The organism is Algoriphagus sp. (assembly GCF_029254265.1).
Lineage (GTDB): Bacteria > Bacteroidota > Bacteroidia > Cytophagales > Cyclobacteriaceae > Algoriphagus.
The window spans coordinates 92,326-106,452 of sequence record NZ_JAQWXX010000082.1 but is presented as its reverse complement, the minus strand read 5'-3'; the positions used below and the strand labels follow the sequence as shown (position 1 = coordinate 106,452).

Annotated in this window: 11 protein-coding genes; 2 read left to right on the top strand and 9 right to left on the bottom strand. The window is 40.0% G+C overall.

Going from position 1 to position 14,127, the window contains the following annotated elements; all coding sequences use genetic code 11:
* Positions 1-656: 656 nt before the first annotated feature.
* The 5 genes from P8O16_RS12640 to P8O16_RS12620 form a co-directional block, all read right to left on the bottom strand.
* Positions 657-3,581 (bottom strand): glycine-rich domain-containing protein, encoded by a 2,925-nt coding sequence (locus P8O16_RS12640; protein ID WP_300315447.1) that lies wholly within the window; start codon positions 3,579-3,581, stop codon positions 657-659.
* A 487-nt stretch (positions 3,582-4,068) separates the two neighbouring features.
* Positions 4,069-5,865 (bottom strand): transcription termination factor Rho, encoded by a 1,797-nt coding sequence (gene rho / locus P8O16_RS12635; protein ID WP_300315445.1) that lies wholly within the window; start codon positions 5,863-5,865, stop codon positions 4,069-4,071.
* A gap of 192 nt (positions 5,866-6,057) precedes the next feature.
* Positions 6,058-6,747: a DNA repair protein RecO gene (recO, locus tag P8O16_RS12630; RefSeq protein ID WP_300315442.1), complete on the bottom strand. Its 690-nt coding sequence runs from the start codon at positions 6,745-6,747 to the stop codon at positions 6,058-6,060.
* 39 nt (positions 6,748-6,786) lie between these two features.
* Positions 6,787-7,371 carry a thymidine kinase gene (locus P8O16_RS12625; RefSeq protein WP_300315439.1) on the bottom strand — a complete coding sequence of 195 codons (585 nt, stop codon included), beginning with the start codon at positions 7,369-7,371 and terminating at the stop codon, positions 6,787-6,789.
* A 9-nt stretch (positions 7,372-7,380) separates the two neighbouring features.
* Entirely contained in the window at positions 7,381-7,707 is a 327-nt protein-coding gene (locus tag P8O16_RS12620) for a 2Fe-2S iron-sulfur cluster-binding protein (RefSeq protein ID WP_300315436.1), read from the bottom strand.
* A gap of 33 nt (positions 7,708-7,740) precedes the next feature.
* Between P8O16_RS12620 and P8O16_RS12615 the strand changes: the two genes are divergently transcribed.
* Positions 7,741-8,820, top strand: a complete 1,080-nt coding sequence (locus P8O16_RS12615; RefSeq protein WP_300315433.1) for a hypothetical protein — start codon at positions 7,741-7,743, stop codon at positions 8,818-8,820.
* 301 nt (positions 8,821-9,121) lie between these two features.
* Complete coding sequence (locus P8O16_RS12610; protein WP_300315430.1) at positions 9,122-9,697, top strand: HD domain-containing protein; 576 nt, start codon at positions 9,122-9,124, stop codon at positions 9,695-9,697.
* Here the strand turns inward: P8O16_RS12610 and rodA are convergent.
* Genes rodA through mreC form a run of 4 tightly spaced genes read right to left on the bottom strand, consistent with a single transcriptional unit; the run spans position 9,694 to position 14,120 of the window.
* A complete protein-coding gene (gene rodA, locus P8O16_RS12605) occupies positions 9,694-10,971 on the bottom strand; it encodes a rod shape-determining protein RodA (protein WP_300315427.1) in 1,278 nt (425 codons plus the stop codon). The genes P8O16_RS12610 and rodA overlap by 4 nt on opposite strands.
* Positions 10,971-12,773 (bottom strand): penicillin-binding protein 2, encoded by a 1,803-nt coding sequence (gene mrdA / locus P8O16_RS12600; protein WP_300315424.1) that lies wholly within the window; start codon positions 12,771-12,773, stop codon positions 10,971-10,973. The genes rodA and mrdA overlap by 1 nt, the downstream gene beginning before the upstream one ends.
* Complete coding sequence (locus tag P8O16_RS12595; RefSeq protein ID WP_300315421.1) at positions 12,773-13,294, bottom strand: rod shape-determining protein MreD; 522 nt, start codon at positions 13,292-13,294, stop codon at positions 12,773-12,775. Before P8O16_RS12595 ends, mrdA begins: the two co-directional genes overlap by 1 nt.
* Positions 13,284-14,120: a rod shape-determining protein MreC gene (mreC, locus tag P8O16_RS12590; RefSeq protein ID WP_300315418.1), complete on the bottom strand. Its 837-nt coding sequence runs from the start codon at positions 14,118-14,120 to the stop codon at positions 13,284-13,286. The genes P8O16_RS12595 and mreC overlap by 11 nt, the downstream gene beginning before the upstream one ends.
* Positions 14,121-14,127: the final 7 nt, after the last annotated feature.

Sequence of the window (14,127 nt, the reverse complement as noted above, 5' to 3'; positions counted from 1 at the left end):
CAGCCTTCTTCTGCTTGAATGGAAATTCAAAATCCTGAAAATTCACCTTTTTGAAAACTTAAACTCATATTATAGATACGAGGAGCTATTGCCCCTTTCTTATTTCCCCTTTTCATAGCATATAATTAGTATTCCAAAGTAAAGAAGTGTAAAAGCAGGATCTAGATGAAATTAGCTTGTGGTAACTTAGTAAAAGTAAAGTTTATTCATAGCATAGTTTTTTGTTGAGAATTTATAGTAAATCCTGTTTATTGGTAACAGCGATAATTTATTTATCTTTTTATACAGAAAGATATATTGTATATAAATAAAAAACAAAATAATATTTTGAACCTAATAAAAAACACTTGATCCTTCTTTTTTTGAAATTCAGAACCTTGGTTACCCAAATAATTAGGTTAAAATAATCCAATTCATTAAAATAGAGATCTGTCTAGATTTAGCTTTGCTCTTTGTTAAAGCTGTAATAAAAGGAAGAAAAATTTGTGTAAGCTTCCAAGCTTTGACCAAATATGATTACTGGTTTTATCCTCCTATTCAGCAAAAAAATAAGCTAGGAGTCCACCGCCTTATAATCTGGAATTTCGCCCTAGCCTGTGAGATTTTACCCTATACAATTTGGGGTCAACCAGAATTTTTGGAAGGATTGCTGCTATTTACCTCTTCAAAATCACCTTATGGTATTCCCGCTTAGCTCCCCAAGCTATCTCAATTGTATACACTCCAGAAGCTTTTTGCTCAAAGTAGTTACTGACTTGAGCTCCCATTTCCCGGATATCATCTACTTGAATAAATTCGTATTGACCAGTAGGGGAAATCGCTCGTAAGGTAACAGGCTCATCCCGATAAGCAGATGGGTCGAGTATTTCTATATTGAATGGATATCCTGTGGTAGGATTAGGAAAGATTCTCCACTGTGTTGTACCGGGAAGTGCTTCGACTTTAATCGATTTGGTATCTGAAAAAGAAAATTCTCCATCGAAGTCGACTTGCTTCAATCTATAGAAGATATTCCCTCCAGCAACTGGAAGTTTTAAATCTTGATAATCATAATCAATTGGTCCATCGGAATAACCGGCACCATCAATTACGCCAATTTTCTCCCAAGCAGTAACATTGTTTACAGATCGCTCCACCTCAAATCGATCATTTTCCCATTCTTTGGCCGTAGCCCAAGTAAGATCACCAGAACGCAAGAAAGAATTGTACTTGGCATTGAAGTAGAGGTATTCAACTGGGAGGATTCTTGCAATTTCATAGCGCACAATAACAACACCTTTTGCACCATTGCCACCAGATAATCCATCTACATCCTCTTCGTCTCCATCACCAGTGCCTCCACCTCCAGATCCTGGACTTTGACCAGCTTGCCCTGAGGTTGCATCCTCTTCATCTCCATCACCACCATCACCTCCCCCATTTGGGGAGCTTCCTCCATCGCCTCCGTTACCGTTCCTGCCACCTCCACCTCCTCCAGCAGCATAAATTCTATTATCAAAATCAAGAATTGATAGCCCATCACCACCATCGCCACCATTTTCATTATTAGGTGCATTCTCACCATTACCATCTGCACCTCCGCCGCCACCTCCTGAATGGCTGTCTCCATTACCACCATTTGATCCATCCGGATTATCTTCATTGTGAGCAGCCCCACCATCAGAACCATTCAAAAGCATAGAATTTACAGGCTCCAAACCAGTAGTAGTTGCAATGGAAGAATTATCTCCAGGGGCACCTTCATCAATATTTCCTGAGCCATCTGAACCACCACCACCACCACCACCAGCGATGATTTCGTAGCTTTCGCCTAAGTCAAATGAAGAACGAGTTCCGTTTTCTCCTCTATTATCTCGATCTGTGGAACCATTACCTCCATCACCGACTAAAATGCTGAAGACAGAATTTGCTGGAAGACCTTCACTAAGAGTTTCTTCTACTAACGCTCGAGCATGAACAAGACCGCCACCGCCGCCACCGCCGCCAGCCTTAAGACCGCCACCGCCACCGCCGCCAACAACCAACACCTCGAATTCCAATAAGCCTTCCGGAGCTTCCCAGGTACAGTCATCGAAAAATTCTATAATTACTACTCCTGAAACAGACCCGTCATCAATATATCTCCAGCAACCACTTGGAGGAGGATTGGAATTATCGCAGGAATAAGTGATTTTAATCAAACCATTACCTCCGTTGCCACCTTGTTCTGTTTTATCGTTCTCTCCTGTTTTAGCACCACCACCACCTCCTCCAGGTGATTCGCCATCTTCTCCAGGGATTTCTTCACTATTCCCTCCATTTCCACCTAAGCCACCATTTCCACCATTCGGAGAATCGCCTCCGTCTCCACCATCTCCATTGTTTCCGTTGCCTGCATTATCTCCATTGCCTCCATCTATCTTGGTAACTCCTACTCCATCAACCGCTAGTCCTCCAGCCGCCCCTGAAGTAATATTATTTCCAGAAATAGAAGCACCTCCTTTTGCTAAAATTAATGGACTACTACCATCAGAATTTCTAGATAACCATGAATCTTGCCCAGGAGAAGCAGACGATAAACTTCCAGCGCCTGTCCGGTAGTAGAGAATTTCTCCAGGTGTTACACTTATTGCGGTGCTAGCAGAATATGCGCCAGCACCACCTCCACCAGCACCACCATCATTGCCGCTTCGGGTTCCACCTCTTCCTCCGCCTCCCCATGCTTCTGCTGAGATAGAAGTTATACCGGCAGGGACAGTGAACTGTTGTACAACTGAGGAATATGAAATACTGGGGCCACATGTAGGGCAGACATAAGATATAATTACCTGACCATCTCCTCCTGCTCCTCCAGTGTAGGTTTGATTATTATTCCTTCTTGTAGCACCGCCACCACCACCACCAGGATTTTGTCCATTAAAACCATTGCCGTCATTCGACTCTTGTCCATTTCCTCCATCACCTCCATCACCATTTGCTTGACCCCCATCAGAACCATCGTCCCCGTCTTCTCCATCTTCTCCGTCATCACTTGGGCTTCCAGAGGATCCTCCTCCTCCTCCGTCATTTCCATCCCCATCACCTCCGTCACCACCTGAAAATCGGATATCTCCTATACCATCATTTCTATTTCCTCCCTCAGCACCATCATCATCATTATTTTCTGCGGATTCGCCACCTGTTGCCAAGACTAGTGCGCCAGAAATGTTATTATTAGTTGAAAACCAAGAGTTTCCACCCCGCGACTCAGATGTGCTTCCTGCTCCTACAGAATAAAAATATGTATCACCCGAGGAAACACTAAGTGTGCTTTCGGAATAGGCACCGCCACCACCTCCACCACCTTCACCATCACTACTTCTGGTTCCTCCCCTTCCTCCAGCTCCCCAAACCTGAACCCGTACGGAAGTTACACCTGAAGGAATGATAAATGTGCCATTTCCAATAGAAGAATAGGTAACAGTTACTGTCTCTCCTGGAACGCACTGCCCATACCCTTCCACCTGGCTCAAAAAAAAGGAGCAGAATGTCAAAAAAGCGATTAAAGCAAAATTGACTTTTGACGAAAAAAGGTGAATACTTTTGAAAATAGGGTTGGGCATTAATAAACTATCAAACTTAAACCGATTTAAGGCCTTAAGGTTCAAATCATTCTCGTAAAAATAAGTCAAAAAGAATAAAGTGGCTCAAAAAAATTGGAAATAATACAATTTAATACATCGTCCATCTTTTGAAATAGGACACTGTTTTTGGATTAAACAATTTTTACACATTAATTCTATTTATAGATCAACTAGCTATTCTAATTTTATTTCCAACAGCAATTGTTTTTACTTGATAAGTTATGATCTAGGTCTAACGGCTTATAGCATCTATATGGCTCTTAGGAGAAAGTCTTATAAATTACCTTGATATTCTATTGCTCTTTTGACTTATTTATCAAAACTCGACTGATTATTTCTTCTTCATTTATCAAGGTTTAGAGTCTGTCATTTAGCAGCTCGTGGTTTACCGTCCCGAGTTGGAAATACAAAAAAATAACCCCGACTTTTCAGCCGGGGTATATATTTTTATTTCCTGAAGGAAATATTACCCATTCATGCTAATCAAAAACTCAGCATTGTCGCGGGTTCCTTTCATACGATTCAGTAAGAATTCCATAGACTCCTGAGAGTTCATGTCGCTCATCAGCTTACGAAGGATCCATACTCGCTGCATTTCTTCCTTATCCATCAAGAGATCCTCACGACGAGTACCTGAGTTAAGCACATCGATAGCAGGATAGATTCTTCTGTTGGAAAGCTTACGATCCAGAGCAAGTTCCATGTTACCAGTTCCTTTGAATTCCTCAAAGATTACTTCGTCCATTTTAGAACCTGTTTCTACAAGCGCAGTAGCGATGATAGTCAAAGAACCGCCATTCTCCACGTTACGTGCTGCACCGAAGAACCGCTTTGGCTTGTGAAGTGCATTGGCATCCACACCACCGGAAAGAATCTTTCCAGAGCTTGGTACCACGGTATTGTGTGCTCTTGCAAGTCTGGTGATAGAATCCAAAAGGATCACCACATCATGACCTACTTCTACCATACGCTTTGCTTTTTCTAAAACGATGTTAGAAACTTTCACATGTCTGTCGGCAGTCTCGTCAAATGTGGAGGAGATTACCTCTGCATTTACCGATCGAGCCATATCCGTCACTTCCTCAGGTCGCTCATCGATCAATAAGATCATCAAGTGAACTTCAGGGTGGTTTTTAGTAATTGCATTCGCAATCTGCTGAAGCAATACGGTCTTACCGGTTTTTGGCTGAGCTACAATCATTCCTCGCTGACCTTTTCCGATAGGAGCAAATAAATCGACAATTCTCGTAGAGTACTTATCTCCTGTGGTAGAGAGATTTAATCTTTCTTCTGGGAAAAGTGGAGTTAAATATTCAAAAGGAACCCGATCTCTGATTTCGTCAGTGGTTTTACCATTTACAGTGGCAATTTTCAATAGGGCAAAGTACTTCTCACCTTCTTTTGGAGGGCGAATCGAGCCTTTGATATGATCACCGGTTTTAAGTCCAAATAATTTCACCTGACTAGGCGACACATAAATATCATCTGGAGAAGCAAGGTAATTGTAATCCAATGAACGGAGGAAACCGTAACCCTCTTGCATCATTTCCAAGACGCCTTCATTTTCTATTACCCCATCAAATTCTCTTGGGTGTACAAAAGATTTTTTTCGATTGGCCTGAGGTACAACTTCAGCAGCCGGTGCCAATACCTCATCCTGTGATTTGAAATTCTTTCGTTTTGGAAGTTCAACTTCCTGCTCTGTTTTGGAATTGTTGAAATCAGGCTGAGCATCTTGAGGAGTAGCTGAAGTAGCTTCTTCTTCAAATACTTTTTTTCGAGGTCTAAAAAGTTTTGGTTCCTCTGTGGATGCTTCGGTACTGGCTTTTCGTGCTGGTCGCTCCTGAGTTTGTTCTCGTTTTGGCTTCCATTCTTTTGCTTCCTTTGGTTCTACCTCGGCTTTAGGAGCTGGATTTTCGCTAGGAGTAGGAGATGGTATCTCCGTTACATTTTGCCGCTTGAATTTTGGCTTGTATTCTGGTTCTTCGGTAGCAGCGGGTGCGGGAGCTGGTTTTTTTGGTTCTTCAGCCCTAGGTTTTGATTCTTCAGTTTTCGGTTTTGATACTTCCGGCTCAGGGCTGTTTTCTACGATGGAAGGCTTCTTTTTTGGAAGTGCTTGCTCTGGGGTGATGGCTTGCTGATCAAGAATCGCATAGACGAGGTCGTCTTTTTTGAGTGATTTATGGTTTTTTACACCTAATTCCTCAGCGATTTCCTTCAGCTCAGACAGTAGTCTGATTCTGAGTTCTTCTATGTTGTACATAAAGAGGGTATGAAATAAATAGTAATATGAAATGCTGTTTTTGGGATCGTGAATGATTTTCTGAGCAAAAAAGATCTGCAGGAAATAATCAAACCAAAGCGGGCTGGTCTGCTCATGCACGGTGATGTCACAATATTAACCTATGCTTTTGGATTTAGCAAATTTTTATTTTGTGAGAATAAAATCCACCCTTTATGCTAACACCTGTCGCAGAATACTCATCGATTTCCATTCTCCGGGATTTTCCAAATGTTGGCTGTAAAAATCAAGTAGATGGTCGAGGAGCTTTCTGCGCAAACTCAATGTCACTTTTTGTTTGCAATGAAAAGACTCAGACATCAGCGACTCCAAGTAAGATTTTGCTTCTAAGAGTTCTATTGGTGAAAAAGGCTGAGATCTACTTTCATCCAAATAACCTATGGCCTGATCTGGAGCGAATCCCAGGAAAACTGCTTTTTCTAACAAAAAGACGATTGGAAACTGGCTTAATTTTGCATTGGGGCTGTCTAATTCCAAAATCGATTCGTCCAGAAAATCAAACAAATGTTCGTTTTGATAATTTTCAAAAATTGATTTTGTAATGACTTCCGTGATAAAAAGTGCAATTCCTGTTCTGGCAAAATCGAACGAAATTAACTGATTGGCCCGCAAAAGGCGAACCTCTGAGATTCGATTTAGGCTGGCATTTGATTTATCATAAACCACAAGATCCAGCATTGTCAAAGGTTGATAGAATGCCATTTTGGAATTTTTGCTATTCACCCGAACGCCATTTACCAGATAGGACTTTAGCCCTAGCTCTCGGGTAAAAATTTTCACAATAATGCTCGTCTCTTTAAACTTCAGGGTATTTAAAACAATGCCGGTCGTTTTCTTCAACATTTTCCTTCCAGATCCAAGAGCATATTTTCAATCAACATTTCAAATCTTGTCTTCATAAAAGCACTTTCGGCATCTGGCTTCGTACGTTTCCTTTTCACCCAATACAACTTTTGTTTTGGTATCACTTAAACGAAAAGAAAAGGCTGCCAAATCCCCACATTTCATACAGATTGCATTCACCTTCGTAACGTACTCTGCAATGGCCATCAACTGCGGCATAGGCTCGAATGGGTTTCCTTCGAAATCCATATCCAATCCAGCTAAGATTACCCGCTTTCCAGAATTAGCAAGTTTACGGACCACCGAAATAATCTGCTCATCAAAAAACTGAACCTCATCGATCCCAATCACATCACAGTCACCGCTCATTAATAAGATGTCATCAGCAAAATTAACGGGAGTGGAGCGAATGGAGCTTTCATTGTGGGATACCACATCGGAATCATGATATCTTGTATCCACTTTGGGTTTGAAAATTTCAACTTTTTGCTTGGCAATCAAGGCACGGTTTAATCTCCGAATCAATTCCTCAGTTTTGCCAGAAAACATAGAGCCACAGATGACTTCAATCTGCCCTTTTCTTTCCGGATTCCTACTTCTGCCAATGGATGGTTCTATAAACATGTGATACCCTTATTCGCTGTATTTTATATGTGGAAACTTATTGACATCCGCTACTCGCCCAACTAGTTTCCCTTCTATGATTTGCACCTGGCAAGCGAGCCTTTCATTGGGCTTCAATCTTCCTTGTGTTCTAAACAGTATTTCTCGATCTGTAGGCTCAGTGAGGTTTTCAATTCCTTCCTTAATTATGATTTTACAGGTTGTACACCGACCTTTTTTGCCACAGGCATGCATCCAGTCAATGCCATTTTGATGAATTATTTCGATAACTTTACCTCCATCACGAGGCACATCAATCGTAAGATTAAATAGATTCTCTATGACGATTTGTGGCATTTGTTCGTTGACCTTTGGAAACCATATAACTCTATGACAATTCAAATTAACAGCAATTATTTAGAAAAATACGCTCAAGACTATGCCGAACTGGTCTGTGAAAAGGTTTTTGCCTCCAAACAGTTTGTCACAGGACAGGATATTATTGGGATGACAAATAGCACCCAAGTCAATTTTTTTGTAATCAAAAGACTATTTGAGCTCTGGCAATTGGAGCTAGAAAAATTAAAAAGTAATCCTTATTTCGATTATAGGGACATTACTGTGCATGAAGCCTTGACTCAATTTATGAATGCCCTCTCCCGAAGAATCAAAGTTGAGCGGACATATCTTGAGCCTTTGGTAAAAAGTTCAGTGATGAATTCCATCATCCTTGCGATTGATCCAGTTTCGTTTTACCAAGAAGAAATTGGTAAGGCGGAGGAGACAATGATCAACGAGTATTTAAAAGAAAATCGTAAATATTATAAGTGGCACCTCCCAGTAGTTTCCTTTCTGATTGACAAGGCTGGTTTTGGTCACGATCGGCAGGCCTATTTGAAAGCTGTCTCAGCTAATTTCCAAGTGATCAAGGATTCTCTTGAATCAAGTAATTTACTTTTGGCAACATTAGGTGAAATCAAAGCATTCGATTTAGATGCGCTTTTGTTGAAAAATGATACCGTAGAGGTTGAAAGTCCAAGTCCAGAAGAAAAGTCAAAAGAACCAGAAAAATCATTTTTTGAAGAAATCCCAAATCAAGAGGAACAGGAAGTTGAAAAGCTCACTCAGCCTGACCCTATGATAAAGGAGGCCTTAAATTCGGATGGAAAACTAAACGCTAAACGAATAAAAGCAAAGTTTGAAAGAGAATCTTATCGTGGGATGAAAGGGATGATCGGCGAGCTATCTGAAAGTCTGGCAATCAATCAACGGATTATGTTCAGCAAGGAATTGTTTGAAGGGAATGCAGACCTCTTGAAACATGCACTAAAGTCCATTGATGAAGCAGGAAGTTTTGTGGCAGCAATAGACTTATTAAACTCAAGATTTGTGAATGAATTGAATTGGGAAGTAGATTCTGAAGTAGTAGAGGAATTTTTGGTTTTGGTATATCGGAAGTTTGATTTGTAAAAAAGAAGCAGTTAAAGTAATCCCTTTAAAATTTCACTCCTATAAACTAAAAAATGGAATCCTCTTTAAAGGAGTAAATATTGAAATGTGAATAAAAAATATTAATTAATCAATAACTTGGCGAAGTTTTGAAATTTTAAGAAAGACTGAAATGCATTTACTTAAACGCAAAAAGAGTGGAAATACTCCTAATCGTAGGTAATTGATAGTTCAAATTCGACTTATCTTGGTCATTTGTTTATATTTATTTTGTAATCTTAAATCAGAAACCCATATTTAGGTTTCAAGCCCAGTTTACTGAATGCAAGGATATTTAAAGCTTAGAAGACATGTGTTAGCCAGATTGAAGAGCGAACTGCCTCAATACCTTGCCTATCACGGAATGAATCATACACTGGATGTGCTCAATGTTTGTGAGCAGTACATCAGAAGGGAAAATCTTTCGGAAGAAGACAGATATCTTTTAAGAATGGGTGCTATCGTTCACGATATGGGTTTTTTGATTGGTCCGGCAAACCATGAAGCAGTTGGAGCTGAGATGGCTGGGGTATTGATGAAAGATCTTGGAATGGAACAGCGAATAATTGATCAAGTAAAAGGCTTGGTCATGGCTACCAAAATTCCACAAACACCTTTAAACTATCTCCAAAAAATCATTTGTGATGCAGATTTAGACTACTTGGGGAGAGATGACTATCCTACGATTAGTGTTAAACTTTTTGCTGAATTAAAGCACATGAATATTATCACCACTGATCAGCAATGGAAAGATCTACAGATTAATTTTTTAAAGTCACATCATTTTCAGACGCCTTTTGCAATCAAAAACAGAGAGCCTAAGAAGCAATATTGGCTTAAAAAACTTTTAGATTCTTAACCTAATCTACCCAATTGGAGTGCTCTCGAACTATCCATCTTGATAAAGATAAATAGGAGCATTGTAAAAGACCACAAAGAAGAGCCTCCATAACTAAAAAACGGTAATGGTATACCTACTACTGGAAATAGTCCAATAGTCATGGCTATATTGATCATGAAATGAAATAAGAGAATGGAAACTACGCAGTAACCATAAATTCTCGAAAATCTATTTTTTTGTCGCTCGGCCATGATCACTAATCGGTAGAGTAGGCCTACGAAAAGGGAGATTACTACCAAACTTCCAAGCCAACCAAATTCTTCTCCAAGAGTGCAAAAGATAAAATCGGTGTGTTGCTCTGGTACAAAATCAAATTTTGTCTGAGTCCCCTGCAGATAGCCCTTGCCAGCTAACCCACCAGAACCAATGGCTATTTTGGATTGAGTCACATTCCATCCCACACCGAGTGGGTCGATATTCGGATCAAACAAAACCATGATCCTATTCTGCTGGTGTTCTGGTAGTTTGGAGATCACAAAATCTAAACTGTATGTATATATGATAAGTCCAATTCCGATTAGGCTAAAAGCAATGATTCGCTGAGGAGTCCTTTTCCCAAGAAAAATCAAAATAATTGTAATTAAGCTTATTCCAATGACTAGATAAATGTTGTTTTCAATGCCAAGGGCCAACAGAGTCAGAGCAATCATACCAAATCCTAAGATAAAATAGTGCTGTGGTAAGCCCTCCCGGTAAAACATAAGAAGCAATGAAAAATAGACCATTGCTGTACCCGTATCTGGCTGCAGAATAATCAAGGCAACTGGTAAAAGTAATACACCGAAAGCCTGAAGCTGGTAGTTGGATTTAGAGAGATCAAAGGTTGGCCTCTCCATGACTTTAGCAAGTGCAAGAGCGGTTGCAAATTTGGCAAATTCCCCAGCTTGGATACGGACTGAGCCAACTCCAATCGAAAGCACCTGGCCATTTACTTCTTTTCCTAAGAAAGGAGTCAGTAGCAATAATACTATGAATATCAGATAAATGGGAATGGCTAGATTTTCAAAAAGTCTATGATCAGCCGCCATGATCACGATAATGATTCCTATAGCTGTTCCAATCCAAACTAATTGCTTCCCGGAATTAATCGCAAAATCAAAAATACTTTTCTCCGCCTGACCATCGTAAACTGCAGCATAGATATTAAACCAGCCCACCATGACCAGTGAAAAGTAAATAATTACCGTTGCCCAATCGACTCGATTGATATTAATATCAGCTTCCCCTCTCATTAATAAATGAAGTTTCCTGCAAGGACGTAATCTTGAAGATCCAGTCGCTTCACTTCTCCTTGAATATATTTCTCGATCATCAATGAGGCTGTACTTGCTGCAGCTCGACCGCCCCATCCTGCATTTTCTACATAGACTGCAATTGCGATCTTGGGATCATCTTTAGGTGCAAATGCTATGAAAACGGAGTGATCCTCTCCATGATGATTTTGGGCGGTTCCAGTTTTACCTGCGATGACCAAATCTTTCATGACAGCTCTATTTGCGGTACCGTAAAGTGCCGCCGCCATTGCTTCTTGGATTAGGTCAAAATGCTTTGCATCAATGCCAACTTCATTTTTCACTAAGTACTCCTGTGGAATCAATGATTTGTCCCCATTAATAGATTTTACAAGGTGAGGAGTATAATAATAGCCTTTATTTGCAAAAATTGCTGCGAGATTAGCCATTTGCAACGGAGTCACCTGCATTTCGCCCTGACCTATCGATAAGGAATAGATGGTAGAATATTTCCATCTTCCTTCGCCATATACTTTGTCATAGTAGGCGCCAGAGGGAATTGAGCCTCCTTTTTCTCCTCTCATATCGATTCCTAACGCGGAACCAAGACCAAATTTTGCTACTTTCTCTCTCCAGTCTGTAAGACCTATTTTAGTATCTGTAAAAGTGTTTGAAGAAACTTCACGATTGATAATCTGACGAAATGCTTGATGATAATAAGGATTGCATGAGTTTCGGATTGCACCAAATAAATCGACTGGTGAAGGGTGATTGTGACATGCTACAAGTGACTTATTACAAGCAAAAGTCGTTGAGGGTAACAAGATTCCATCTTGAAGTCCAATCAAACTTTGAACGATTTTAAAAATAGACCCTGGAGGATAAGTCGCCATAATTGGTCTATTAAATAGAGGCTTACTGATATCAGAATTCAATACTCTATAATTTTTACTGAATTCCGCTCCAGTGAGGCTATTTGGATCATAAAAAGGAGCAGAAATCATGGCAAGGATTTCTCCTGTTTTAGGTTCTATTGCTACTACAGATCCTGTTTTCCCTTGCATAAGAAATTCTCCATACTTCTGGAGTTCCATGTCTAAGGTCGAGGTGATATTATTTCCTGCAACTGATGCAGTATCATATTCTCCATCCTTAAAAGGACCCTTGTCTATTCCTCGGACATTCACCATTTTATATTTCACTCCTTTGGTGCCCCGAAGATCCTTTTCGTAATAGCTTTCAAGCCCACTTAATCCCACATAATCTCCCTGAACATAATAATGGGAACTGTCTCTTTCGAGTTGTCTTCCACTAATTTCCCCAATATATCCCATGGCATGAGAAGCAATAGGGGATGGGTAAGATCGTATGGACCTAGTCATAATGAAAAGACCAGGGTAGTCGATCAGAAAATCTTGAATTCGGGCAAAGTCTTCTGTGGAAATCTGCTTAATGAAAGTAGAAGGCTTTACCCAAGAATATTTTCGAGCAGCTGTATAGGACTCGATTAAAGTTTCTTTGGAGATTTTGAAAAGTTCCAGAAATCGTGTGGTATCGCTGACCTCAAATTCTTTTGGAACGATCATTAGATCGAAAATGGGATTATTGTAAACCAGCAATTTTCCATTTCTATCATATACCAATCCTCTGTAGGGATGATCAACAACACGTTGAATCGCATTTCGCTCAGCTTTTTTCATAAAGCTGTCGTCAAGAACTTGGATGGTAAAAAGCTTAGTCAAAAGCACCGCACCAACCAAGAATATAAAAATTAGAATTACTAGTGGTCTTTGGTCGTTCATCAGATTCCTCTCCTTCTTTTGAAGAATAGAAGTTGCACAAAAATAGCCAAAATGACTGTAAAAATCGATGAGAAGAGGCTTTTGTTTAGGACATTTAAGATCCCGCCGGTGCCCCACTGATCAGCTAAAAAGAAAACCAGGCAAAAGGCAAAAACTAATGGTAGGGAGTAAGTCAAAAACCAACCTAATCCCATTTCAGAGATGGTTGGATCAATTGTATCATCGTATCCTCCTGTTGGAGAAATGATTTTCAGCCAAAAGGGTCTTATAAAAGCAAGAAATGTAGCTGCGAGTGCATGCATTCCAAGTGTATCGTAAAATACATCAATCAATAAACCAATGCCAAAGCTGACAAGAAGTAGGGGGATATTTGGGATCGTGATCGGTAAACTTAAGATAGCCAGGAGGTAAAGAAAGCAGAATGCAATACCAAAAAGAGCTAGATTCTTGAGTAGCAGTATCTGAACTAACCCGAGAATGAATACTAAAAATGAATAGGTGATTAATCTTTTAAAATTCATCCTGAATTTTTGATTGCTGATTTAAAGAATCTCGCTCACTGATTTCCGTGTTTTCTACCAAGTAGACATATTTGACTGTGCTAAAATCCGTGCTGAGATCAATTAAAATATCTAGGTAATTTGGATCACCAGTTTGATCTATACTTGAGATAGTACCTATTAATATACCTTCTGGGAATACAGCGTTAAACCCTGATGTAACTACTGTATCACCGGCTTGAGCCTTTACGTGCCTTGGCACATATAGCATTTTAGCCTGTCGTGAGTTTTTACCGTCCCAATTTATCGTCCCAAATTCACCATTTGATTTGATTTTTGAGGAAGTAAGCGATCCGGTGTTAAGTAATGAAATAACGACCGCGAAATTTGTGGATACAGACTTAACTCTCCCTACAACACCCTCCTGATTAAAGACTCCCATTCCAGGCTTGATGCCATCTTTTTCACCTTTATTGATGGTTAAATGATTCTGAGAAAAGCGAAGTGAATTACTGACAACCCTTGCGCCTTTAAATTTAAAAGTAGCACTTAAAGCAGAGTCTAATTCAATTTTAACACTATCTGGAGTAATTCTGATTGCTTTTAGCTCTTCGGTGAGTCTGGCGTTTTCTGCCAGTAGTATCTCATTTTCTTCGGCTAAAGAAAAGAAATCTACTACATCCGATTGGGTTTTGAGAACTGAGCCAATGACTGCTGAAGAACTATTAAAGAAAGCGGCACCCTGGGGAGAATTGTTTGCGACTATTAACCAGATCGCCAACACTTCGAGTAATGCGAATAAAAGAAAAGACCTTAAGCCGTAAAGGAATTGTAGGATGCGTAGCATTCAGGGT

Coding starts and splice junctions, on each gene's coding strand:
- P8O16_RS12640 (WP_300315447.1), bottom strand. CDS start 3,581: ATGCCCAACCCTATTTTCAAAAGTATTCACCTTTTTTCGTCAAAAGTC.
- rho (WP_300315445.1), bottom strand. CDS start 5,865: ATGTACAACATAGAAGAACTCAGAATCAGACTACTGTCTGAGCTGAAG.
- recO (WP_300315442.1), bottom strand. CDS start 6,747: ATGTTGAAGAAAACGACCGGCATTGTTTTAAATACCCTGAAGTTTAAA.
- P8O16_RS12625 (WP_300315439.1), bottom strand. CDS start 7,371: ATGTTTATAGAACCATCCATTGGCAGAAGTAGGAATCCGGAAAGAAAA.
- P8O16_RS12620 (WP_300315436.1), bottom strand. CDS start 7,707: ATGCCACAAATCGTCATAGAGAATCTATTTAATCTTACGATTGATGTG.
- P8O16_RS12615 (WP_300315433.1), top strand. CDS start 7,741: ATGACAATTCAAATTAACAGCAATTATTTAGAAAAATACGCTCAAGAC.
- P8O16_RS12610 (WP_300315430.1), top strand. CDS start 9,122: ATGCAAGGATATTTAAAGCTTAGAAGACATGTGTTAGCCAGATTGAAG.
- rodA (WP_300315427.1), bottom strand. CDS start 10,971: ATGAGAGGGGAAGCTGATATTAATATCAATCGAGTCGATTGGGCAACG.
- mrdA (WP_300315424.1), bottom strand. CDS start 12,773: ATGAACGACCAAAGACCACTAGTAATTCTAATTTTTATATTCTTGGTT.
- P8O16_RS12595 (WP_300315421.1), bottom strand. CDS start 13,294: ATGAATTTTAAAAGATTAATCACCTATTCATTTTTAGTATTCATTCTC.
- mreC (WP_300315418.1), bottom strand. CDS start 14,120: ATGCTACGCATCCTACAATTCCTTTACGGCTTAAGGTCTTTTCTTTTA.